This window comes from Microbacterium sp. BK668, assembly GCF_004362195.1.
Taxonomy (GTDB): domain Bacteria; phylum Actinomycetota; class Actinomycetes; order Actinomycetales; family Microbacteriaceae; genus Microbacterium.
Genome location: NZ_SNWG01000001.1, coordinates 2,091,178 through 2,113,560, shown reverse-complemented (window position 1 = coordinate 2,113,560; position 22,383 = coordinate 2,091,178). Strand labels below are relative to the sequence as shown.

Sequence of the window (22,383 nt, the reverse complement as noted above, 5' to 3'; positions counted from 1 at the left end):
GTCACCACTGGACGGTGCGGATCGTCACGGTGGTGGCGCTCACGTCGTCGCCGACCTCGTCGCGCGACACCTTGACGGCGTCGTCGAGCCGCGTGAGGTCGCGACGCAGCGTCTCGGGGACGAGGAATGTGGAGGCCGTCGTGATGATGGCAAGCGTCGCCATGTAGATCGCGAGCAGGAGCCAGTTGCCGTTGCTTACGGCGATCAAGTAGGCGCCGAGCACGCCTGCGAGACCGCCCGCGATCACGGCCGACAGCTCACGTGCCATCGCGACGCCGAGGTACCGGTGGCGGTTGCCGAAGAGCTCGGGAAGCATTGCGCACTGCGGTCCGAGCATCGAGTTGACGCCTACTCCGATGCCCACCGCGACCACCGCGATCGCCAGGTAGTAGTTGCCCAGAGAGAGCAGCCACCATGCCGGGAACGAGTAGCAGAGCAGGAAGACGGCGCCGAAGCGGTAGACCGTGCGGCGACCGAAGCGGTCGGAGAGCGCGCCGGTCAGGGGGACGGAGAAGATGCCGATGAGCGACCCGAGCGTCACACCCCACGTCAGGAGGCTCCGGTCGGCGTCCGCGCCGACCATCGAGACGAAGAACGTCAGAGCGAGGGTGTTGAACATGTACGAGCCGCCGTTCTCGGCCATCCGCAGCCCGATGCCGACGATGACCCCCGGCAGACCGCGGGTGAAGATCTCGCGGATCGGGTGATCGGCGATCTGCTCGTGCTTCTCGAGCTCGATGAAGGTCGGGGTCTCCTTGAGACGCATGCGGATGAACAGCGCCACGAGGATCAGCAGGAAGGAGGCGAGGAACGGGACGCGCCAGCCCCACGCGAGCAGCTGGTCCTCGGGCAGCAGCGTGATGAGGCTGAAGACGACGGCCGCGAGGAGCGTGCCGGCCTGGATGCCGACGAACGGCAGTGCCGAGAAGAAGCCCCGGCGGCGCACGGGCGCGTACTCGGCCATCAGCACGGTGGCACCTGCCTGCTCAGCGCCCGCCCCGAAGCCCTGCAGCAGGCGCAGGAAGACGAGGATGATCGGCGCGAGGATGCCGATGGCCTCATAGGTGGGAAGCAGGCCGATCGCGGTCGAGGCCCCGCCCATGAGAAGGATCGTGATGACGAGCACCCACTTGCGTCCGAGCCGGTCCCCGAGCGTTCCGAAGAACAGACCGCCGAAGGGCCTTGCGAGGAACCCGACGCCGTAGGTGGCGAAGGCCGCGACGGTGGCCATGGCGGGATCGTCTTGGGGGAAGAACAGCACGTTGAAGATGAGCGCCGTCGACAGCCCGTACAGGGCGAAGTCGAAGTACTCCAAAGCGCTGCCGACGCTCGAGGCGAGCGTCGCGCGACGCAGATTCGTGGCGTATTCGGGATCTTCCGTCGGCGTCGGTGCCAGGTCGGGCTCTGAGGTGCTCATGCCATCTCCTTCGATCGGCTCGCCAGGTGGCGATGCCTCACCATACCAACCTGATGGACAGAGTTCAATATATTGAACCGGGATTCAGCCGGGCGGCTTCCTCGCCGCCGCGCTGAACGGATTCGTGAGAGCTTCGGCAGCATCCGCGAGGGCGGCTGCGACTCGCTCGACGTGCGCGTCGTCCGCCTCGGCAGCCGACATCCCGACGCCCAGAGCGAGGCGCGGATCTCCGGGAGCCCACGGCTCGAGAGGCACGGCGACCCCGACGATGCCCGTATACGACTCCTGGGCGTCGAGTGCCCAGCCGCGCTGCCGCGCGCGGGCGAGCCGCTCCAGCAGGGCGGCCAGGTCGGTCGGTGAGCGGTCGGTCAGCTGCGGGAAGGGCGCGTGGTCGCCCAGGAGCTCGGTGACGGCTTCGTCGTCAAGACCCATGAGCAGTGCCCGACCGGTCGCCGAGAGCGCGGCCGGAAGCCGCGACCCGAGCGGCGTGCCCAGTCGCACTCGCGCACCGCCCTCGTGACGGGCGAGGTAGAGCGCGTCCGTCCCGTCGAGCATCGCGACCTGCACGAGTTCGTGACGGAGCACGGGCGATGCGTCGCACACGGCGTAGAACTCGCGCACCTGCTGGAACTGGGCAGCGAAGGCACCCCCGAGCACGGCGGTGCGCCGGCCGAGGCGGAATCCGACCGGGACGCGCTCGATCATCCCGGAGGCCTCGAGCGCGAGGCAGAGGTTCGCCGTCGAGGACTTGGCGAGACCGAGGCCGGTGGCGAGCTCGGTCAGCGTCATCGGCCCGGTCGACTGTGCGAGCAGATCGAGGAGACGAATGCTGCGCGTGACGGCGGGCGCGGGATCACGGCCCAGGCGGTCGTCCTGGTCGTCGGTCATCGGCATCCCTTCGCTCGGGGACGCCCGGGCGCCCCTCAGTAGAACTCGACCGTATCGACCACGTTCGGCAGCGGTCGACCATCGAGGAGTCGTGTCGCACTGTCGGCGAAGCGACGCGCGATGCGCTCCTCCTCCTTGCTGCTCAGCGCGGCAGTGTGGGGGCTCACGAGCACACGCGGGTGCGACCACAGGGGCGACTCGCTGGGAAGTGGCTCGACCTCGAACACATCGAGCGCCGCGAAGCCGATGCGCCCGTCTTCCAGGGCCGCGAGCAGCGCCGTCTCGTCGACGACGGTCCCCCGGCCCACGCTCGCGAGGATCGTGCCGGGCTTCACGGCCGACAGCACACCCTCGCCGATCAGATGGTGGGTCTGGTCGGTGCCGGGAAGCGTCACCACGATCGCATCCACCTCAGCCGCCGCGGACTCGAGCTCGTCGAGCGGTACGAGCCGGTCGACGCCGTCCACCGGCGCCCCCGAGCGGCTCGTGCCCCAGACGCGCGCGCCGAGCGCGCTGAAGCGGCGCGCGCACTCGGCGCCGATCCCGCCGAGACCCACCACGAGGACGGTCAGCTCGTCGAGTTGACGCATCTCCCAACGCCCCGGCCATTCCCGGCGCTCTTGATCGTGGAGCAGTCGGGGCAGGTCCTTCGCGCCGGCGATCACGCCGAAGACGGCGAACTCGGCGAGCGGCCCGCCGTGGACGCCGGCGCTCGTCGTGAACACGATGCGGTCGAGCGCTTCTCGGTCGAGGCCGGCGGCCTTGACCTGGCTGCCGCCCCCGGCGGCCGTCGTCATCACCCAGCGCAGACGCGGGTTCGCCGCGACCGTGCGAGCCAGCGCGTCGGGGTCGACATCCGGGATGCCGAGCAGCGCGTCGGCGGAGTCGACCAGCGCATCGAATTCCGCCTGCTGCTCCGGGGTGCGCACGAAGGCGGGATCCCCCGACCAGTCCGCGGCACCCCGCATAGGGGGCGTGAGGGTGTGCGCGCGCACCAGTTCCACGCGGGGCTCGAGCTCTTCGATGAGCGCGCACAGCTCCTCGCGTAGGGGAACAGCCGCCACGGCGCGGAGCGTCGCGACGGACACGGCGGTCGTGAGTGAGTCGGTCATCCGGATCCCTTCCTCGGGGTCGACGGGCGGAGTCTGCGATACAGTCTATCGCGAGTTCAAGATATTGAACAGTGTCCTACGTGTTGGACATGCGCTATTCTGCCCTCATGAGCAGCTTCGACGAAGAGGGCGACGCCACGGGAGGCGAGGACATCGTCGGCGTCCTCGGGCTCGGCGCGATGGGCGAGCCGATGGCGCGTCGCCTCCTCGCCGCTCGCGGCCGGATCGTGGTCCATGCACGCCGGCATCACTCGAGCCTCGTGGCCGCGGGGGCGACGTGGGCCCACACGCCCGCCGAGCTGGCGCGACAGGCCGACGCCGTCCTCGTGATGCTTCCGGACCTGCCCGATCTCGAGGCGCTGCTGGACGGTCCCGACGGCCTCCTCGCCGGCGACCGGCGACTGCTGGTGATGATCGGCTCGACATCGTCGCCGACGGGGGTGCGCGCGCTCGCCGCTCGCCTGCGCGAGCAGACGGGCGGCCGCGTGCGGATCGTGGACTGCCCGGTCTCGGGCGGCGCCGACGGCGCGGCGGCGGGGACGCTCTCGATCATGCTGGGGGGTGAGACCGCCGACACGCAGCGAGCAGCGAGGCTCCTCTCCCCATGCGGCCGACCCGTGACACTCGGGCCGCTCGGCGCCGGTGAGGTGGCGAAGGCCTGCAACCAGCTCATCGTCGCCGCGACGATCCTCGCCCTGGGCGAGGCAACCGTGCTCGCCGAGCGCTCGGGCATCCATGCGCAGACCCTCTGGGATCTGCTCGAGACGGGATATGCCGGTTCGAACCTGCTCGCGAGCCGCAAGACGAGACTCGTGACCGGTGACGACTCCCCCAGCGGCGTCGCACGGTACATGCGCAAGGACCTCGCCTTCGCCGCCGACGTGGCCGCCGAGACCGGCACGCGCGCCGTCGTGCTGCCCACGTTGCAGGCGGCGTTCGAAGAGCTCATCGAGGCGGGACTCGGCGACCGGGACATCTCCGTCGCAAAGCGGTTCGTCGGTCAGCGGGGCACCTCTCCAGGCTCAGGGCCGGGAGCGACCGACGGTGAGCGCCGCGACAAGACGGTGTAACACGACTGCCGCGAACTCTAGGCTTGATGTCAACCCCTGCGCGATCGATCCAAGGAGCACGTGTGTCTGAGACACCTTCGAGTACCGAGCCCGACGTCCAGACGAAGATCTCGACCGATCAGGATCAGTCGCCGGACGAGGCGACGACGGAGCACGAGGGTGCTCCGCGGATCGAGGATGTGAAGCGTCCCGCTCCGACGCCGGAGGGGACGGATGCCGCGGTGGCGGCGACGGCGAACATCGGTGTGGTCGGGCTGGCGGTGATGGGCTCGAACCTGGCCCGGAACCTGGCCAGCCGGGAGGGCAACACGGTCGCGGTGTTCAACCGGAGCCGGTCCAAGACCGATGAGCTGGTCGCCGCCCACCCCGAGGCGGAGTTCGTCCCCGCGTTCTCCTACGAGGAGTTCGCCGCCCGGCTGACCCGCCCCCGCACGGCGGTGGTGATGGTCAAGGCCGGCCGCCCCACCGACGCCGTCATCGACTCGCTGCTCGAGGTCTTCGAGCCGGGCGACATCATCGTCGACGGGGGCAACGCCCTGTTCACCGACACGATCCGCCGCGAGAAGGCCGTCCGCGAGACGGGCGTTAACTTCGTCGGCATGGGCGTGTCCGGTGGGGAGGAGGGCGCGCTCAACGGCCCGTCGCTCATGCCCGGCGGCCCCGACGAGTCATGGGTCACGCTCGGTCCCATCCTGCGCTCGATCGCCGCGGTCGCCGAAGGTGAGCCGTGCGTTACGCACGTCGGCCACGACGGCGCGGGCCACTTCGTGAAGATGGTGCACAACGGCATCGAGTACGCCGACATGCAGCTGATCGCCGAGGCGTACGACCTGATCCGGCACGGCACCGGCAAGTCCCCCGCCGAGATCGCCGATGTGTTCGCGGAGTGGAACGCCGGTGAGCTGGAGTCGTACCTGATCGAGATCACCGCCGAGGTCCTGCGCCAGATCGACGCCGAGACCGGCATGCCGCTCGTCGATGTGATCGTGGACCAGGCCGGCGCGAAGGGCACCGGTGCGTGGACCGTGCAGACCGCGCTCGACCTCGGCGTCCCCGTCTCCGGCATCGCGGAAGCCACCTTCGCCCGCTCCCTGTCGTCCCATCCCGAGCAGCGCGCGATCTCCCGCACCCTGCCCGGCCCGGACGTGCACCTGGAGGCCGCGGATCCCGACGCGTTCATCGAGGACGTGCGCCTTGCCCTGTTCGCCTCGAAGATCGTCGCGTACTCGCAGGGGTTCGACGAGATCCGCGCGGGCGCGGCCGAGTACGGCTGGAACATCGACCTCGGCCAGGTCAGCAAGATCTGGCGCGCGGGCTGCATCATCCGCGCCCAGTTCCTCAACCGCATCGCCGACGCCTACGCCGCCCAGCCCGACCTCCCGGTGCTCCTCACCGCGCCGTACTTCGTCGAAGCGCTCGGCCGCGCCCAGGACGCGTGGCGGCGCATCGTCACCGTCGCCGCGACCGCCGGCGTCCCCGCCCCCGCGTTCTCCTCGTCCCTTGCCTACTACGACGGCCTCCGCGCCGCCCGCCTTCCCGCCGCGCTCATCCAGGGCCAGCGCGACTTCTTCGGCGCGCACACCTACAAGCGCATCGACAAGCCCGGCACCTTCCACACCCTCTGGTCCGGCGACCGCACCGAGATCGAAGCCGAAGACACCCACTGACGGCCGGCCCGGCCGACACCGGCCCGGGCCGAGCCGGCTCGGGCCTTCGCCGCGTCAGGAGTCCCTCGGGTTCCGCTTCGGCCGGTCAGGCGGCGTCACGCCGGTACGACGTTGTGATTGCGGGCGAAGACATTGCGCGGATCCCAGGTCGCCTTCACGGCGGCAAGGCGCGCCATCGTCCCGGCGGGGTACATCCGCTCGGCGAACGCGGGATCGGTCGTCGTCGAGAAGTTGCCGTAGACCCCGGCGCCGCGCGCCTCGATCGCGGCCCAGGCCTCCTCGAGCCGGGCGCGCTGCGCGTCGTCGACGAGGCCCGGGATGTCGAAGGCGCCCGCCATCGCGAACCAGGTCGCGTTGCGTGCGGGGAAGGGTGTCGCGTCCTGCGGTACGTCGCCGAAGGCGCCGCCCAGCGATCGAAGGAGAAGCACGGAGGCCGGCGTGCTCTCGCGGAAGGAGACGAGGGCGTCGATGGCGTCGTCGTCGAGCTCGGGCAGCAGGGTGTTGCCGCCGAGGAATCCGGGCATCTGCTGCTCGGGTTCGGGAACAGGGTGGTCGAGGAGGATGTCCGGATAGACGCGCGCAGCCAGGTCGTTCAGCACGACACCCTCGACGGTGAGAAGAGGGGCGAGGGCCGCGCGCAGCGCCTCCTCGTCGGAGCCCGCCCACACGGCGACGATCGACGCGCCGGCCGGCGCGTTCGGATCCATGGCCGGGACGTCCATGAACGTGACGGTGAGCTCCCGCGGCGCATCGGCGAGCACATCGCGGAGTGCGGCGAGGATCGGGCGCGCGTTGCCCGACACGCCCAGCTCGGCGAGCACGACCCCGGACAGGTCGTGCGCGCGGAAGTCGAACCGCGTGACGATTCCGAAGTTGCCACCGCCGCCTCGGAGGGCCCAGAGGAGGTCGGGGTGCGAGGCATCCGTCACCTCGACGACTTCGCCCTGCGCCGTGACGAGCTGAGCACCGACGAGCTGATCGGCGGCGAGTCCCCACGCCCGCACCATCAAGCCGATGCCGCCGCCGAGCGTCAGGCCGCCGACGCCGACCGACGCGGTGTCGCCTGAGCTGATCCCGAGACCGCGGTCGGAGAGCACCCGCGCGACATCGCCCCACCGCGCTCCCCCGCCGATGCGGACGAGGGCGCCGCCGTCGGGATCTTCGACGACCTCGACGCTGTCGAGCGCCGTGAGGTCGACGAGGACGCCGTCGTCGAGGGTGCACCAGGCGCTGTGACCCCCTGCCCGCACGACGACCTCGCGGTGGCCGGCCGCGGCGAAGCGGACGGCTTCGCTCACGTCGTCGAGCGAGTCCACGCGGACGATCACGTCCGGTCGACCGAGCCCCGCGTGCGAGTTGCGCGCGGCGTCCCATCCCTGGTCTTCAGCGGCGAGAACGGATCCGGAGACGGCGGTGCGCAGAGCTGCGAGGTCCATAGCGGGACACGCTAGCGCCCTCCGCCGACACCGGCCAGCCCCGCTCGCCTCCCGCCGAGGTCGAGGCGCGCGACGGCGCTTGCGCGCACTCAGCCGCGACCCCGCTCACAGCCACCCCCGCCGCTTGAAGAGGAAGTAGAGCGTGACGCTCGTGGCGAGCATGAGCGCGAGCGCCATCGGGTAGCCCCACGGCCAGGAGAGCTCGGGCATGTAGTGGAAGTTCATGCCGTAGACGGTGCCGACGAGGGTCGGAGCGAAGAGGATCGCGGCCCATGACGACACCTTCTTCACCTGGTCGTTCTGCGTGATGCTGAACTCCGTCATGCGGCGCATCGCGTCGCTGTTGGCCTGTTCGACGAGGGTCGCGTGGATGCCGAGAGCCGACTCGAGGGTGTGCTTGAAGGCGTCGACGCGATCGGTCAGGTGCCGCGCGGTGTCCTCCAGGTCGTGGAAGGCGGGAGCGGAGCTCCCCGAGGTGCCCGAGACGATGTCCTGCACGCGCTCGAGCATGTCGGCGAGGGGCGCGGTGGCGTGCAGCAGGTCGATCACCTCTCGCTGCAGCTTGAAGATGCGCCTCGAGACGCCCTCGTCGTTGGAGAAGAGCTGGTCCTCGATCTCGTCGATGTCGTTCTCGACGCCCGAGAGCACGGGCCCGTACCCGGCGAGCACGTGCTCGACCGTCCCCCACAGCACCGCGTAGGGTCCCTTCGCGACGATGTCGGGATGATCGCCGAGCTTCCCGCGGACGACCTCGTCGACCCGGTCGTCGCCGTCGACGCTCACGACGAAGTCGGGGCCGATGAAGAGGTCCACCTCGGAGCACTCGACCGTCTCGCGCGCGTCGTCGTAGCGCGCGGGCTGCAGGACGACGAAGGTCATGTCGCCGTAGCGCTCGAGCTTGCTGCGCTGGTGGCCTCTCAGGCAGTCGCGCACGGCGAGGGGGTGCAGCGCCAGGAGGTCCGCGAGCGTGTGGAGGGCGTCGGTATCCGTGCGGGCCAGAGAGATCCACACCAGGCCGCCCGACGCGCGTGCCTCGCGCACGGCGGCTCCGGGATCCCGGTCGCCGTCGACGCGCCGGCCGTCCACGTATACGCCGGAATCGATGAGAGCCATGGAAGTCACCCTAGGTCGGTGAGCGGCCCGCGAGACTCCGCGAACGGCGAGCGACACGCCGCGACGCGCGCCCGTCTGCCGAGCCTCGCGAGGAGGGGATGCTCAGCCCGCCGTGATGTCGCTGATGCGGCCCCTCTCGAGCCGCAGGCGGCGGCGCGCGCGCCGTGCGACGGCGGAGTCGTGCGTGACCACGACGAGAGTCAGCCCCTCGGCGTGGAGCGTCTCGAGGACCGCGAGGATCTCGTCGCGCATGCTCTCGTCGAGATTGCCCGTCGGCTCGTCGGCGAGGAGCACGCGCGGGCGCTTGACGATCGCTCGGGCGATGGCGACGCGCTGCTGCTGCCCGCCCGAGAGCTCGCCGGGTCGGTGCTCCGCACGATCGGCGAGGCCGACGTGCGCGAGCGCCTCGGCGACCCGCGCCGTGCGCTCGGCCCGGGGCAGTCCGAGCGGCTCGAGCGCCATGTCGACGTTCTCCCGCGCGGTCAGGGTGGGGATGAGGTTGAATCCCTGGAACACGAACCCGATCTCCCCGGCCCGCAGGCGTCCGAGCTGCGCACCCGACGCGGTCGCGGCATCCGTCTCTCCCAGCACGACGGAGCCCGACGACGGCCGGTCGAGCGCTCCCAGCAGCTGCAGGAGCGTCGACTTGCCACCGCCCGTCGGACCCTGGATCGCCACGAAGTCGCCGGCCGCGATATCGAGGTCGACCCCGGCCAGCGCCGTGACCGGCTGCCCCTTCTGCCGATAGGTCCGCGTTACGCCTGAGAGGCGGTAGAGCGGCGCGGGCGCGAGGCCCTCGGGCGCGGGCGAGGTGGAATCGTCGAGGATGGTCATGGCATCTCCTGTCGTGGATGGAAGGGTCTTCGGAGTCGAAGTCGAAGTCGAAGTCGAAGTCGGAGTCGGTGTCGAAGTCGGAGTCGGTGTCGTCGCGGGTGCGGCCGGGCCGCCCGCCCGGGCCGGATCGCCGGAGGTGATGGCATCCATGTGGCTCATCCCACCGATCGCAGAGCCTCGGCGGGGCTCAGCCGGGCCGCGCGCCAGCCGCCGAAGGCGCCCGCGATGAGACCGCCCGCGACCGCGAGGCCGACGGCGGCCACGACGACCCAGATCGTGACGGGCGCTGACAGGACGATGTCGGTCGAGATGGTCGTGAGGTCCCGCATGAACCCGGGCACCCCGCCCGGGCCATTCTGCTCGGCGGCGGGGGCGCTCGAGACGGTGGGCGAGATCAGGTTGATCGCCCAGATCCCCGCGAGTCCGATCACGAGGCCCGCCGCGCCTCCGACGATGCCCTGGACGACCGACTCCCCCGCGACCTGACGGACGACCCGGCCGTTCGACCAGCCGATCGCCTTCAGGGTGCCGAACTCGCGGGTGCGGCGAGACACGCCGGAGATGGTGAAGAGCACGGCCAGCACGACGGCGACGGCCAGCACGAGGATCGACAGCCATGTGCCGACGTTCGTGATGAGCGACGTCGCGGAGGACAGGGATCCCGACACCGTCGAGGCGAGTTCCGACTGCGAGCTCACGGTCGCCTCGGGCAGCTCCTGCGCGATCGCCGACTGCACCGCCGGGATGTCGTCGGCCGAGGACGCCTGCACGTAGACGGTCGACACCACGTCGCCGACTCCCGAGATGGACTGTGCAACGTCGAGCGGCAGGTAGACGTTCGCCGCGGTATCGGCCGAGCTCGACGTCGACGCGATGATCCCCACGATCTCCACCGTCGTGCCGCCGACGTCGATCGTGCCGCCGACGGAGAGATCGTTCGATGTCGCGTAGGCCTCGTCGAGCACGGCGACGTTCTGTCCCTCGTCGCCGGCGCCGAGAGCGCGGCCGTCGACGACCTCGGCGGCCGAGAGCGGACCGACCTCCGTGTTCGACGGGTCGATGCCGAGGACGCTGAAGGCGTCGACGTCGAACGCGCCCCCGGCGAATCCGCCCTGTCCCTCCTGCGGCGGCTGCTGCGTGATGTCGCCCCCGTTCCCGTCGGCGCCCCCGTCGGCGGGCGGTTGCGGCAGCTCGCCGCTGAAGGTCGTGTTCGTGAGCGCCAGGGCTCCGGATGCCGCGGCCACTCCCTCGACGCCCGCCACCGTGTCGACGGTCGAGGCGTCGAGATCGCCCCGCAGGAAGTCGGCCAGGAGCCGCGACTGACTGAGGCTGGTGGTGCCGTCGTCCGAAGTCGTGCCGCCGTCCTCGTCGAACTCGAAGCGGGGCCCGCCCGCCCCGCCCTCGCCCGGCTCGACCTGTGCGCCGGTGACGGTGAGGTCGGTTCCGACGCCGTACACCGACTCCAGCGCTTCGGCTTGAGCGTCGCGCACTCCCGTCGACAGGGCGTTGACGACGATGACGAGCGCGATCGCGATCGCGAGTCCGGCGGCGACGATGATCGTCTGCTTCTTGCGGCCGGCCAGTTCCCGCCGCAGGTACGTCCAGTACATGGGTCTCCTCTCGGCAGGCAGGGGGCCGGCCGTCGAGGAAGACGGTAGGAACGACGTTTCTGCGCGGGTTCGGTCTGCGTTATGAGCCGGTTATGAGCCGTCCAGGCCGGGCCGCGGCATCCCTCGTTCGTGTCCCACTTCCCGGCCGTCGTGTCCTCGCTCCGCTCGCCCCCAGCCGCGGAGACGGGCGGAAGTGGGACATGCGGGAGGATGGCGCCCGCGGGTTTCACAGCGCATGCATAGGATCCGCCATAGGAGACGCAAAGCTTGGCGACTCAGGATTGGGGACATGACCGTGACTGCTCCTGCTCAAGCGCTCCGCCGACCCGACGGCTCGGCACTGCGCGTCCTGGTGGTCGACGACGAGCAGATGCTCACCGACCTGCTGTCGATGGCGCTGCGCATGGAGGGCTGGGAGGTGCGCACCGCCGCCTCCGGCTTCCAGGCGCTCCAGGGCGCCCGCGACTTCGACCCCGACGCCATGGTGCTCGACGTCATGATGCCCGACCTCGACGGCATGGCGGTGCTGCAGCGGCTGCGCCAGTCGGGCAACGACGTGCCCGTGCTGTTCCTGACGGCGAAGGATGCTGTCAGCGACCGTGTCGCGGGGCTCACCGCCGGCGGCGACGACTACGTCACGAAGCCCTTCAGCCTCGAGGAGGTCGTCGCCCGGCTCCGCGGCCTCATGCGGCGCGCCGGCACCGCCATGGCGAGCGACGCCGAGCCGATCCTGCGCGTCGGCGATTTGTCGCTCAACGAGGACAGTCACGAGGTCGAGCGCGCCGGCGACGCGATCGAGCTCACCGCGACGGAGTTCGAGCTGCTGCGCTACCTCATGCGCAATCAGCGCCGAGTCGTCTCCAAGGCGCAGATCCTCGACCGGGTGTGGAACTACGACTTCGGCGGCCGCTCGAGCGTCGTCGAGCTGTACATCTCCTACCTCCGCAAGAAGATCGACCAGGGCCGGGAGCCGCTCATCCACACGGTGCGCGGCGTCGGCTACATGATCAAAGCCCCGCAGTGACCGAGCCCCCGGCCGCCCCTCCGCTCGTCCGCACCGCCGTCGCGGGAGATACCGTTCCCGCCCCGGCCGGGCGTGTGGCGCGAGGCCGCAGGCCCTGGAGCCTGCAGACGCGCCTCATGGTCACCATCACGGCCATCGTCGCGCTCATCCTCGTCGGCGTCGCCGTGGCGATCAGCGCCTTCCTCGGTCAGGTGCTCCAGGAGAACCTGAACGCGAAGGTGAGCGAGACCACCAGTGTGACGGTGCAGAACCTCTTCCAGCTGCAGGGGATGCCGCAGACCGGTCAGCCCCTGACCGCCTCCGACGTCCTGAATGCCGGCCGCCAGGAGGAGGGCGTGCTGCTCGTGATGAGCGACAGCGGCGTGCTGATCCCCACGGGCGCGGTGGTCACGTCCGACGGCACGGTGGAGGCGCTCGACGACGAGCAGGTCGCGGACGTCACCGACAGCATCCGCCGACAGGGCCTCGAGACCGTCACGATCCAAGGGCTCGGCGAGTACCGCGTCTACGCCTCCCCGCTCCCCAATCAGACGATCGCGGTCGTCGGGCTGCCGCTGAGCGAAGTGCAGAAGACGCTCGCGCAGCTGTTCACCGCGATCCTCATCGTGACGGCGGCGGGCCTGGTGCTGCTGGGCATCGCGATCGCGTTCGTCGTGCGCGCCGGGCTCAAGCCGCTGCGCGCGGTCGCCGACACGGCGACACGCGTCGCCGCCCTGCCCATGTCGGAGGGCTCGGTCTCCATCGACGAGCGCGTGCCCGCGCAGGAGGCCGACGAGCGCACCGAGATCGGACGCGTGGGACACGCTCTCAACACCCTGCTCGACCACGTCGACGCGTCGCTGGACGCGCGCCAGCGGAACGAGGACCGCATGCGGCGGTTCGTCGCCGACGCGAGCCACGAGCTGCGCACGCCCCTCGCCTCGATCCGTGGCTACAGCGAGCTGTCGCTGCGCGCCCTCCGCCAAGCCGAGGCGAACGGCGGTCCCGAGCCACTGATCGTCGAGACGACGGGCCAGTCGCTCGAACGGATCCAGGCGCAGTCGCTGCGGATGACGACGCTCGTCGAGGACCTCCTCCTGCTCGCGCGTCTGGACGAGGGGCAGGAGCTCGTCTACGGCTCCGTCGACCTCACGCGGCTCGCCGTCGAGGCGGTCGAGGACGCCCGGCCCGCGGGGCCGGACCACGAGTGGGTGCTCGAGGTCGGCGAGGAGCCCGTGGTCATCGCGGGCGACTCCGGCCGCCTGCACCAGGTCGCGGCGAACCTCCTCGCCAACGCGCGGGCGCACACACCGGCGGGCACGACCGTGACCACGAGCGTCGTTCGCGAAGGGAAGGATGCCGTGCTCCGCGTCCACGACGACGGTCCGGGCGTCGACCCCGCCATCACGGCCGAGCTGTTCGAGCGCTTCGCCCGCGCCGACCGTTCGCGCGCCCGCAAGACGGGGGGCACGGGTCTCGGCCTGTCGATCGCGAAGGCGATCGTCGCGGCCCACGGGGGGACGATCGCGGCGCGGAGCGAGCCGGGCGACACGACGTTCGAGGTGCGGCTCCCGGCGCGCCCCGCCGACCCCGGGGCGGGCGCAGGAGCCTGACGTTCTGCCGGTCACCGCGCGCGGACCGACGCGGCGACGGGGACCGGGGCGGGGCGCGAGAACCTGACGTTTCGCCGGTCCCCGAGCGCGGACCGACGCGGTGACAGGGACCGGGGCGGGGCGCGGGAACCTGACGTTTCCCCCGGTCCCCGAGCGCGGACCGACGCGGACCGGGCGGGCGCGGGAGCCCGCGTTTCCCCCGGTCCCCGAGCGAGGAGCGACGCGGCGACAGGGACCGGGGTCAGCGCACGAGGACGACGCCCCGGACCATCCCGCGGGCGCGGTGGCGCGGCATCCGGGCTCGGTGTCAGTAGCCCGAGAACGCGTCGGTCGTGATCGACCGCGCCCTCTCGAGCGCCGGCGCGAGCTCGGCGATGAGACCGGAGGGTCCCGAGATGTACGCGTGCCGGGCGGCGATGTCCGGGACGACGCGCAGGAGGCCCTCGGCATCCAGCCGCACTCCGCGCGCCCACATCCAGTTGCGCGGCAGGTCCTTCGGCTCATCCCGCGTGAAGACGACGACGGGGATGCCTGCTGCCTCCAGCTCGGGGCGGAATGCGAGCTCCGACGCCTCCGATGCGACGTAGACGAGCACGATATCGCGATCCTCGCCGGTCAGCTGCTCATGGCGCAGCTGCGAGATGAACGGCGTGACGCCGATCCCCGCGGCGACCATGAGGATGGGGCTCGTGGAGCGCTTGGGCAGCACGAAGTCGCCCCACACCCCCGTCACCGCGAGCGCGCCCCCGGGCTGCACCTCGGCGAGCGCCTTCTTGTACGACGACTGAGGCTTGGCCCCGGCTCCCTGCGCCTCGCGGAAGGCGACCCGCAGCTCGGGGAGGTCTTCGGGGGCCGAGGCGATGCTGAACTCCCGGCGCGTGCCTCGCGCGTCGGCGTGCCGGTGAGGCACCTCGAGCTCCAAGTACTGCCCCGGCGTGAAGGCGAGCCGGTTGTGCGTGCGGAAGGTCAGCTGCCTCACGGTCGGGGTGAGGTCGTCGCGCGACTCGAGGGTCAGCCGCACGGCCGAGCGCAGTGAGAAGGCGAAGGCGAAGGCGACGAGGTTGCCGATGAGGAGCGCGCGCTCCTGGCCGAGGCTCATCGCCTCCCCGAGGGGGATGGGCCAGCCGGCGAGCACGCCGACGACGGCGGCGACGGTGAACTGCTGCCAGCGCCGCGGAGGCATCGTGAGCGGCTCGGAGAGCATGAAGGCCCCGAGGAAGAGGAACGGCGAGGACCAGAGGATCTGCCAGAAGACCGCCCATGGGTCGAGTTCGAGTCCCGCCGCCTGGTACTGCGCCGACGTGCGCGCGACACCGACGGCGACCGCGATGACCAGGAAGACCCCGACCACCCGCACCTTCTCGGTGCGCAGCAGGACGAGGAGGCCCAGGACGACGACGGGCGCTGCGAGCACGGGGGTCCCCACCCACCACGACGACGCTCCGAGCGCCGGGACCCAGACGCTCACGATCGTCAGCACCGCCGCTCCCACCGCGGCCGGGTTGAAGATGTGACGGCCCCGCCACGCCAGGACGTACTTCGACAGGGAGGCGACGACGCCGGCGAGGGCGATGCCGGCGAGCCCGACGAGATCGATCGTCGGGCGCAGGATGAACAGCAGGATGTGGGCCGTGATGAGGGACGACTCGATGCGCCACGGCAGCGTGAGGACCGCTTGTGCCGCGGCATCCGTTCCGGCGCAGACCGCCGCGAGCACGACGAGGGTCACGACGAGCTCGAGCGGTGTCGGTGCGAGGGCACCCGTGAACGACACGACGAGCGCGATCACCGCGAGCGCCGCCAGGCACAGGTACGCGAGGCGGTACATCGAGACGCGCCCGAGCACCGCGAAGACGCGGTTCCAGACCGACGTGAGGGATCCGATCACGTGAACAACTCTGCCTTACTGCCGGGCGACCACTCGACGCGGCCGTCGCTGGTCATGCGGACCCACTCGACGCCCCACGCGTGCGCGAGCTCGGGTCCGCCCTCGAAGAAGAGCGCGGTCGCCGCGGCATCTGCCCGCATCGCCGTCGGTGCGATCGCCCAGGTCGCGACGATGGCCCGGACCGGCTCGCCCGTGCGGGCATCGAGCACGTGATGCAGACCGTCCCCCCACGCGCGGCGGTTCGTCGCGGAGGCGCAGAGCGCGGCATCGGTCACCTCGACCACTCCGATCGCACGCGCGGGGTCGTACGGATGCTCGAGCCCCACCCGCTGCACCGCCCCGCGCGCGGCGAGATCTCCGCTCGCGTCGACGACGAGGTCCTCGCCGGCCCACGGGAGAAGCGTCTCGACGACGAGGTCGACCAGACGGCCCTTGCCGAGGGCCCCGACGTCGAGGAGCGCCGGCGCGCGCAGTTCGAGGGTGTCGCTCGACCAGCGCACGAGTTCCCGCCAGTCGGTCGGCGCCGCGACGGCGCCTCGATCCGCGAAGGAATAGGTCGCGTCGTAGCCGCGGCGGGCGAGTGACTCGCCGACGAGCGGGTTGACGGCGTCGCAGGTCGCGCCCGAAAGCTCCGCGTAGGTCTCGAGCATGGCCGCCGCATCCCGCGGCGCCGGAATCGTTCCGCCCTCCCGCGCCAGCTGCGACACGAGCGAGTCCGGCCGGAAGCGCGACCACGCGGCGTCGAAATCCGCGACGAGGCCGGCGACCGCCGCGCGCGCGCTGCTGGGAAGAGGATCCCGCGTCTCGATCTCCCACGCGGTGCCGATCGCGTCGAAGCTCCAGACGGCCCGCTCGGACATGCGCGTCAGGCCGCGGCCTCGGCCTTGATCTCGTCGATCGCCTGATTGAAGCCGCCGCTCGTGAGGGACGAGCCCGCGACGCGACTCACCGAGATGGAATCGATGTCCTGTCCCACGACGACGTCGGCGATCCCGCCGATGAACCGGCTCTGGTACTCCTGCGATTCCCGCTTCGTCGGGTTGCCGGTCACCTCGACGTCGGTGATGACGTCATCCTGCAGCGTCACGGTCACCGTGATCTGCTCGACCGACTCCGGCGTCGCGTACGAACCCGCGGCGGTGTACGTGCCGTCCGCATAGGTCGACGTGCCGTCGGCACTGCCGGCGGATCCCTGCGCGCCGGCGCCGGACGGAGTGCTCGAGCCGGTCGTACCGGCACCGCCGGTGTCGGCGGTGCCGCCGGTGGCCGAGGTGGATGCCGTATCGGTGGCCGAGCATCCGGCGAGGGCGATCATGCCCGCGACGCCGAGGACGGCGGCTCCTGCGCGGAGCGGGCGGGGTACGGCGGTCGTGCGGATCATGACGGTCCTCTCGTGTCGTGCCTCGTCGGCGGGATGCATTCCACGGTAGGTGACACGGCCCGGCGATCCGCCCGGTTCAGGCTATGGAAGCCCTTTGAATGCGCGCGAATGCATCCCGGCGGTGCGTCACCGGCGACGGAACAGCGCCTTGAGGATCTCGACGGCGAAGAAGATCGCGATGGACAGCACGATCGGGAGGACCCAGGATGCCGCGGCCAGCGGCTCCGACTCGAAGAGCGTGTTCATGAGGGGGACGTAGGTGAACAGCAGCTGGAGCACGAGGAGGGCTCCCGCCGAGATCCAGATCATGCGGTTCCCGCGGAAGACATCCGGCGTGATGCTCGACCGCGACATGAAGCGGCAGTTGAGCAGGAAGGCGAGCTGGCCGAGGGCGAGCATCAGCACGGCCTCGGTGCGGGCGTAGTCCACGTCGGCGCCCGTGCCCGCGACGCCGTAGAACACGCCCATGGCCGCACCGCCGATCAGGACCGAGACGAGAAGGATGAAGGCCAGCTCGCGTCCGTCGATGATCGGTCCGCCGGTCCTCCGCGGGGGCCGCGACATGATGCCGACCTCGGCAGGCTCGTAGGCGAGGGCGAGCGACAGCGTGATCGCTGTGACCATGTTGACCCACAGCACCTGCACCGACGTGAGCGGAAGGGTCAGTCCGAACAGCACGGCGACGAGGATGACGAGCGACTGCGCACCGTTGGTCGGCAGCAGGAACACGATCGACTTGCGGAGGTTGTCGTAGATGCGGCGCCCCTCGGCGATGGCGCTGCGGATCGTGGCGAAGTTGTCGTCGGCCAGGACGAACTCGGCCGCCTCCTTCGTCGCCTCGGTCCCCTTGATCCCCATCGCGATGCCGACGTTGGCGCGCGTCAGGGCGGGCGCGTCGTTGACGCCGTCGCCGGTCATCGCGACGACCTCGCCGTGGGACTGCAGGGCGCGGACGATGCGGATCTTGTGCTCGGGGCTCGTGCGCGCATAGACGTCGACGTCGCGCACGATCTCCTTCAGCTGCTCCTGGCTGAGCGCCTCGAGCTCGGTGCCCGTGAGCACCCGCACGTCGTCGCCCTCGACGAGGCCCATCTCCCGGCCGATCGCGAGTGCCGTGCCCGCATGGTCGCCCGTGATCATCTTCACGCTGATCCCGGCGGCATGGCACTCCGCGATCGCCTCGATGGCCTCCGGCCGCGGAGGATCGACGATCCCCCACAGTCCCAGGAACTCGAGGTCGCGCAGGTCGTCCAGCCCGACGTCGTCCACGTCGGAGCGGACGGGTTTGCGCGCGGCCGCGAGCACGCGGAGGCCCTCCCCGCTCAGCTCGTCGATCACCGCCTCCCAGCGAACGATGTCGAGCGGCTCCGAGCCGGCCGCTCCTCGCTGGGTGAGCGAGCGCTCGAGCAGCCGGTCCGGCGCACCCTTGACGAGGATCGCGCGTGACCCGTCCGCTCCCTCGTTGAGCGTCGCCATGAACTTGTTCGCGGAGTCGAACGGGATGACCGCGACACGCCTGGCGGCGCCGGGGTCGAGACGTCCCTTCATGGCGACGACCTTCAGCGCACCCTCCGTCGGCTCGCCGACGAGCTGCCACCGCCCCTCCTCGCCCCGCACGATGTGGGCGTCGTTGCACAGCGAGGCGACGGCGAGCACCGCGGTAAGGTCGCCGCGCGCCGACGCGCCACCTGCCGGGCGGATCTCGCCCTTCGGCTCGTAGCCGAGCCCCGTCACGTCGTACCGGGCGAGCGGCGTGACGATCCGCCGGACGGTCATCTCGTTCTTCGTGAGGGTTCCGGTCTTGTCCGAGCACACCGTCGTCACCGAGCCGAGGGCCTCGACGGCGGGGAGCTTGCGCGTGATCGCGTTCCGGCGTGCCATCTGCTGCACGCCGAGCGCGAGCGTGATCGTCACGAGCGCCGGCAGGCCCTCGGGGATCGCGGCGACGGCGAACCCGATCGCCGCCGAGACGAGCTCGTCGAACGGCATCTGATGGAGGAACCGGCCGATGAGGAGCATGGCGGCGGCCATCCCGAGGATCACCACGGTGAGGACGCGTCCGAAGTCGTCGAGCTGCCTCGTGAGGGGCGTCGCGAGCGTGCCCGCCTCGTCGGCCAGACTCTGGATCTTGCCGATCTCGGTGTCGGCGCCCGTCGCGGTGACGATCCCGCGTCCCTGCCCCGCCGACACGATCGTCCCCGAGAACGCCATGGAGGAGCGGTCGCCGACGCCCGCGTCCGGGGCGACGGGCTTGTCATCCTTCGACGTCGGCACCGACTCGCCCGTGAGCGCCGACTCGTCCACCCGCAGCTGGAACGCCTGGAAGAGCCGCACATCCGCCGGGACCTTGTCGCCGGGCATGAGACGGATGACGTCGCCCGGCACGAGCTCCGCGGCGGGAACCGTCACCCATCCGCCGTCGCGGCGTGCCGAGGCATCCGCCGACAGCATCCCGCGGATCCCCGCGAGCGCCTTCTCCGCCCGACCCTCCTGGATGTACCCGACGACGGCGTTGATGATCGCGACGGCCATGATGACCCAGAAGTCCAGCCAGTCGCCCATCACCGCCTTGATGACGGCGGCGCCGAGCAGGATGTAGATCAGCGTGTCGTTGAAGTGCGCGAGGAACCGCACGATCGCCGGCTTGCGCGCCGGTTCGGGAAGCTCGTTGCGGCCGGCCACGGCGAGGCGGGCTGCGGCATCCTCCCCCGTCAGTCCTGCGCGATCGGCGTGGAGCTCGCGCACGACCTCGTCCACGTCGAGCGCGAACGGGCGCGCGACGACGAGCTCCGCCTCGGTGACCTGTGCCGGCATCACGACCCCTTCGACAGGGTCAGGCTATGACAGGCAGGCCGCGAACGGCGGGTCGCTACGCCGCGCCGTCGAACATGCTCGTGACCGAGCCGTCCTCGAACACCTCGTGGATCGCGCGGGCCAGCAGCGGCGCGATCGGGAGGATCGTCAGGCTCGCGAAGCGCTTCTCCTCGGGAAGCGGGATGGTGTCGGTCACGACGACCTCGTCGATGGCGGCGCTCTGGAGGCGCTCGGCCGCGGGGTCGCTGAAGATCGGGTGTGTGGCGGCGACGATCACGCGCTCCGCGCCGTTGGCTTTGAGCGCCTCGGCGGCCTTCGCGATCGTGCCGCCGGTGTCGATCATGTCGTCGACGAGGAGGCAGACGCGCCCTTCGACCTGGCCGACGATCTCGTTCACCGTCACCTGGTTCGCGACGTTCGGGTCGCGGCGCTTGTGGATGATCGCCAGCGGCGCGCCGAGGCTGTCGGACCATGTGTCGGCCACCCGCACCCGGCCCGTGTCGGGCGAGACGACCGTGAGCTTCCGCCGGTCTTCGGCCGTGAGGGTCCGCTCGAAGTAGTCCAGCAGGACGGGCTTGGCGAAGAGGTGGTCGACGGGGCCGTCGAAGAAGCCCTGGATCTGGGCGGCGTGCAGGTCGACGCTCATCACCCGGTCGGCGCCGGCTGTGCGAAGCAGGTCGGCGACCAGCCGGGCGCTGATCGGCTCGCGGCCGCGGCCCTTCTTGTCCTGACGGGAGTACGGATAGTACGGAGCGACCACCGTGATGCGCTTGGCCGACGCGCGCTTGGCCGCGTCGAGCATGATGAGCGTCTCCATGAGCCACTCGTTGACGGGCGGCCCGAAGCTCTGGATGAGGAAGAAGTCGCAGCCGCGGATCGAGACCTCGAAGCGCGTCAGGATCTCGCCCGATGCGAACGTGCGGTACTCCGTGGGCACGAGCTGCGTGCCGAGCGCGTCGGCGACATCGGACGCGAGGTCGGGATGCGAGCGCCCCGAGACGACGACGAGGCGCTTCTTGGTCTTGGCGACGAGGCCGGGGGCGATGTCGTTCTCGCGGTCGAGATCAACCGTCTTCTTCTTGCGACCCATCGCCCGCTTCCTGTGCGGACCGAGCCCGGGCGGCCGCCTCGGCCGCTCCCGTCCCCGGTCGGTTCTTCTCGACCCACCCCTCGACGTTGCGCTGAGGAGCGACGCTCAATGCCAGGGCTCCAGGCGGAACATCCTTGCGGATCACCGCGCCGGCACCGGTCTTGGCACCGTCTCCGATCCTAACGGGCGCGACGAAGACGTTGTGCGACCCGGAGTGCACCTCGTCGCCGATCTCGGTGCGGTGCTTGGTCAGGTCGTCGTAGTTGGCGGTGATCGCTCCGGCCCCGAGATTCACGCCGCGACCGATGTCGGTGTCGCCGATGTACGACAGGTGCGGCACCTTGCTCGCCTCGCCGATGGTGGAGTTCTTCGTCTCGACGAACGTGCCGATCTTGCCCCGGGCCCCCAGCACCGTGTTGGGGCGCAGGTAGGAGAACGGGCCGACGTTCGCTCCGGCGCCGATGACCGCCAGGGTGGCATCGCTCCGGCGGACGACGGCGTTCTCGCCGACCTCGCAGTCCACCAGGCTGGTGTCGGGGCCGATCGTCGCGCCGGCGTCGACGACGGTGGCCCGGAGGATGTGCGTGTTCGGGAGGATCGTCACGTCGGGCGCGAGCCTCGCGGTGACATCGATCCACGTGGTCGCGGGGTCGAGCACGGTGACACCGGCCAGCTGCCACTCGCGGACGGTCCGGGCGTTCAGCGTGCGGGCCGCCTCCGACAGCTGGACCCGGTCGTTCACCCCGAGCGCAGCGGAGGCATCCGGCGCCTGGGAGACCGCGACGGGGAGGCGGGAATCGTGCAGGAGGCCGACGACGTCGGTGAGGTACTTCTCCCCCTGCGCGTTCGCGGTGCCCACGAGGGTGATGTGCGCGCGAAGCTCGGGCGCACGGAAGACGTACACACCGACATTGATCTCGGTGACGGATGCCTCGGCATCCGTCGCGTCCTTCTGCTCCACGATGCGCTCGAGGTCGCCCGACGCGCCGCGGATGACCCGCCCATACCCCGTCGCGTCGTCGACCACGGCGCTCATGAGCGTGACGGCCGCGCCCGACGAACGGTGGGCGTCGACGAGCGCCGCGAGCGCGTCGACGTCCAGGAGCGGCACGTCCCCGCTCAGGACGAGGACGTCTCCGGCGAAGTCGCCCAGCTGCGCGAGGGCCACCTCGACAGCGCGGCCCGTGCCCGGGATCTCGTCCTGGTCGACGACGACGGCGTCGGGCGCGGTCTCCTGCACGGCGGCCGCGACCAGGTCGCGCTCATGGCGCACCACGACGAGGATGCTCGTCGGGGCGAGACTGCGGGCGGTGGCGAGGACATGGCCCACGAGCGGACGGCCGCCGATGTGGTGGAGCACCTTCGGGAGGGACGACTTCATGCGCGTCCCCTGACCGGCCGCGAGGACGATCACGGCGAGCGGGGTGCCGGCGTTGCTGTCAGACAT

Annotated in this window: 17 protein-coding genes; 4 read left to right on the top strand and 13 right to left on the bottom strand. The window is 70.9% G+C overall.

From position 1 onward, the window contains the following. Position 1: 1 nt before the first annotated feature. The 3 genes from EV279_RS09360 to EV279_RS09350 all read right to left on the bottom strand — a co-directional run bounded on the left by EV279_RS09360 (position 2) and on the right by EV279_RS09350 (position 3,417). A complete protein-coding gene (locus tag EV279_RS09360; RefSeq protein ID WP_133542868.1) occupies positions 2-1,417 on the bottom strand; it encodes an MFS transporter in 1,416 nt (471 codons plus the stop codon). A gap of 84 nt (positions 1,418-1,501) precedes the next feature. Then, the gene (locus tag EV279_RS09355) at positions 1,502-2,305 is read right to left on the bottom strand and encodes an IclR family transcriptional regulator (protein ID WP_133542866.1); all 804 of its coding nucleotides are present in this window, start codon (positions 2,303-2,305) and stop codon (positions 1,502-1,504) included. A 35-nt stretch (positions 2,306-2,340) separates the two neighbouring features. Beyond that, on the bottom strand, positions 2,341-3,417 hold the full coding sequence (locus EV279_RS09350; RefSeq protein ID WP_133542864.1) for a D-2-hydroxyacid dehydrogenase: 1,077 nt from the start codon (positions 3,415-3,417) through the stop codon (positions 2,341-2,343). 107 nt (positions 3,418-3,524) lie between these two features. On the opposite strand from EV279_RS09350, the gene EV279_RS09345 reads away from it, so the two are divergent. Beyond that, positions 3,525-4,487, top strand: a complete 963-nt coding sequence (locus EV279_RS09345; protein ID WP_133542862.1) for an NAD(P)-dependent oxidoreductase — start codon at positions 3,525-3,527, stop codon at positions 4,485-4,487. A 170-nt stretch (positions 4,488-4,657) separates the two neighbouring features. Further along, positions 4,658-6,154: an NADP-dependent phosphogluconate dehydrogenase gene (gene gndA, locus EV279_RS09340; protein ID WP_279526928.1), complete on the top strand. Its 1,497-nt coding sequence runs from the start codon at positions 4,658-4,660 to the stop codon at positions 6,152-6,154. A gap of 95 nt (positions 6,155-6,249) precedes the next feature. On the opposite strand, the gene EV279_RS09335 is transcribed toward gndA, so the two are convergent. The 4 genes from EV279_RS09335 to EV279_RS09315 all read right to left on the bottom strand — a co-directional run bounded on the left by EV279_RS09335 (position 6,250) and on the right by EV279_RS09315 (position 11,147). After that, on the bottom strand, positions 6,250-7,590 hold the full coding sequence (locus EV279_RS09335; RefSeq protein WP_133542848.1) for an FAD-binding oxidoreductase: 1,341 nt from the start codon (positions 7,588-7,590) through the stop codon (positions 6,250-6,252). Positions 7,591-7,695: 105 nt separating this feature from the next. Then, the gene (locus tag EV279_RS09325) at positions 7,696-8,703 is read right to left on the bottom strand and encodes a magnesium and cobalt transport protein CorA (RefSeq protein WP_133542846.1); all 1,008 of its coding nucleotides are present in this window, start codon (positions 8,701-8,703) and stop codon (positions 7,696-7,698) included. A 102-nt stretch (positions 8,704-8,805) separates the two neighbouring features. Further along, positions 8,806-9,537 (bottom strand): ABC transporter ATP-binding protein, encoded by a 732-nt coding sequence (locus EV279_RS09320; protein WP_133542844.1) that lies wholly within the window; start codon positions 9,535-9,537, stop codon positions 8,806-8,808. A 155-nt stretch (positions 9,538-9,692) separates the two neighbouring features. Continuing rightward, positions 9,693-11,147, bottom strand: coding sequence for an ABC transporter permease (locus EV279_RS09315; RefSeq protein WP_133542842.1), 1,455 nt, complete (start codon positions 11,145-11,147; stop codon positions 9,693-9,695). 289 nt (positions 11,148-11,436) lie between these two features. Between EV279_RS09315 and EV279_RS09310 the strand changes: the two genes are divergently transcribed. Next, positions 11,437-12,171 carry a response regulator transcription factor gene (locus tag EV279_RS09310; RefSeq protein ID WP_133542840.1) on the top strand — a complete coding sequence of 245 codons (735 nt, stop codon included), beginning with the start codon at positions 11,437-11,439 and terminating at the stop codon, positions 12,169-12,171. Positions 12,172-12,287: 116 nt separating this feature from the next. Beyond that, on the top strand, positions 12,288-13,763 hold the full coding sequence (locus EV279_RS09305) for an ATP-binding protein (RefSeq protein ID WP_133542838.1): 1,476 nt from the start codon (positions 12,288-12,290) through the stop codon (positions 13,761-13,763). A 307-nt stretch (positions 13,764-14,070) separates the two neighbouring features. On the opposite strand, the gene EV279_RS09300 is transcribed toward EV279_RS09305, so the two are convergent. The 6 genes from EV279_RS09300 to glmU form a co-directional block, all read right to left on the bottom strand. Beyond that, the gene (locus EV279_RS09300) at positions 14,071-15,651 is read right to left on the bottom strand and encodes a flavodoxin reductase (protein ID WP_133542836.1); all 1,581 of its coding nucleotides are present in this window, start codon (positions 15,649-15,651) and stop codon (positions 14,071-14,073) included. Next, the gene (locus tag EV279_RS09295) at positions 15,648-16,511 is read right to left on the bottom strand and encodes an FAD:protein FMN transferase (RefSeq protein WP_133542834.1); all 864 of its coding nucleotides are present in this window, start codon (positions 16,509-16,511) and stop codon (positions 15,648-15,650) included. The genes EV279_RS09300 and EV279_RS09295 overlap by 4 nt, the downstream gene beginning before the upstream one ends. Before the next feature lie 5 nt (positions 16,512-16,516). Continuing rightward, entirely contained in the window at positions 16,517-17,032 is a 516-nt protein-coding gene (locus tag EV279_RS09290; RefSeq protein ID WP_133542832.1) for an FMN-binding protein, read from the bottom strand. Positions 17,033-17,158: 126 nt separating this feature from the next. Continuing rightward, positions 17,159-19,846, bottom strand: coding sequence for an HAD-IC family P-type ATPase (locus EV279_RS09285; protein ID WP_133542830.1), 2,688 nt, complete (start codon positions 19,844-19,846; stop codon positions 17,159-17,161). A 55-nt stretch (positions 19,847-19,901) separates the two neighbouring features. Next, on the bottom strand, positions 19,902-20,936 hold the full coding sequence (locus tag EV279_RS09280; protein WP_133542828.1) for a ribose-phosphate diphosphokinase: 1,035 nt from the start codon (positions 20,934-20,936) through the stop codon (positions 19,902-19,904). Further along, complete coding sequence (gene glmU, locus EV279_RS09275) at positions 20,911-22,383, bottom strand: bifunctional UDP-N-acetylglucosamine diphosphorylase/glucosamine-1-phosphate N-acetyltransferase GlmU (protein ID WP_133542826.1); 1,473 nt, start codon at positions 22,381-22,383, stop codon at positions 20,911-20,913. The genes EV279_RS09280 and glmU overlap by 26 nt, the downstream gene beginning before the upstream one ends.

Coding starts and splice junctions, on each gene's coding strand:
- EV279_RS09295 (WP_133542834.1), bottom strand. CDS start 16,511: ATGTCCGAGCGGGCCGTCTGGAGCTTCGACGCGATCGGCACCGCGTGG.
- EV279_RS09290 (WP_133542832.1), bottom strand. CDS start 17,032: ATGATCCGCACGACCGCCGTACCCCGCCCGCTCCGCGCAGGAGCCGCC.
- EV279_RS09320 (WP_133542844.1), bottom strand. CDS start 9,537: ATGACCATCCTCGACGATTCCACCTCGCCCGCGCCCGAGGGCCTCGCG.
- EV279_RS09360 (WP_133542868.1), bottom strand. CDS start 1,417: ATGAGCACCTCAGAGCCCGACCTGGCACCGACGCCGACGGAAGATCCC.
- EV279_RS09355 (WP_133542866.1), bottom strand. CDS start 2,305: ATGACCGACGACCAGGACGACCGCCTGGGCCGTGATCCCGCGCCCGCC.
- EV279_RS09280 (WP_133542828.1), bottom strand. CDS start 20,936: ATGGGTCGCAAGAAGAAGACGGTTGATCTCGACCGCGAGAACGACATC.
- EV279_RS09305 (WP_133542838.1), top strand. CDS start 12,288: ATGGTCACCATCACGGCCATCGTCGCGCTCATCCTCGTCGGCGTCGCC.
- EV279_RS09325 (WP_133542846.1), bottom strand. CDS start 8,703: ATGGCTCTCATCGATTCCGGCGTATACGTGGACGGCCGGCGCGTCGAC.
- EV279_RS09350 (WP_133542864.1), bottom strand. CDS start 3,417: ATGACCGACTCACTCACGACCGCCGTGTCCGTCGCGACGCTCCGCGCC.
- EV279_RS09310 (WP_133542840.1), top strand. CDS start 11,437: ATGACCGTGACTGCTCCTGCTCAAGCGCTCCGCCGACCCGACGGCTCG.
- EV279_RS09345 (WP_133542862.1), top strand. CDS start 3,525: ATGAGCAGCTTCGACGAAGAGGGCGACGCCACGGGAGGCGAGGACATC.
- EV279_RS09335 (WP_133542848.1), bottom strand. CDS start 7,590: ATGGACCTCGCAGCTCTGCGCACCGCCGTCTCCGGATCCGTTCTCGCC.
- EV279_RS09315 (WP_133542842.1), bottom strand. CDS start 11,147: ATGTACTGGACGTACCTGCGGCGGGAACTGGCCGGCCGCAAGAAGCAG.
- EV279_RS09285 (WP_133542830.1), bottom strand. CDS start 19,846: ATGCCGGCACAGGTCACCGAGGCGGAGCTCGTCGTCGCGCGCCCGTTC.
- glmU (WP_133542826.1), bottom strand. CDS start 22,383: ATGTCTGACAGCAACGCCGGCACCCCGCTCGCCGTGATCGTCCTCGCG.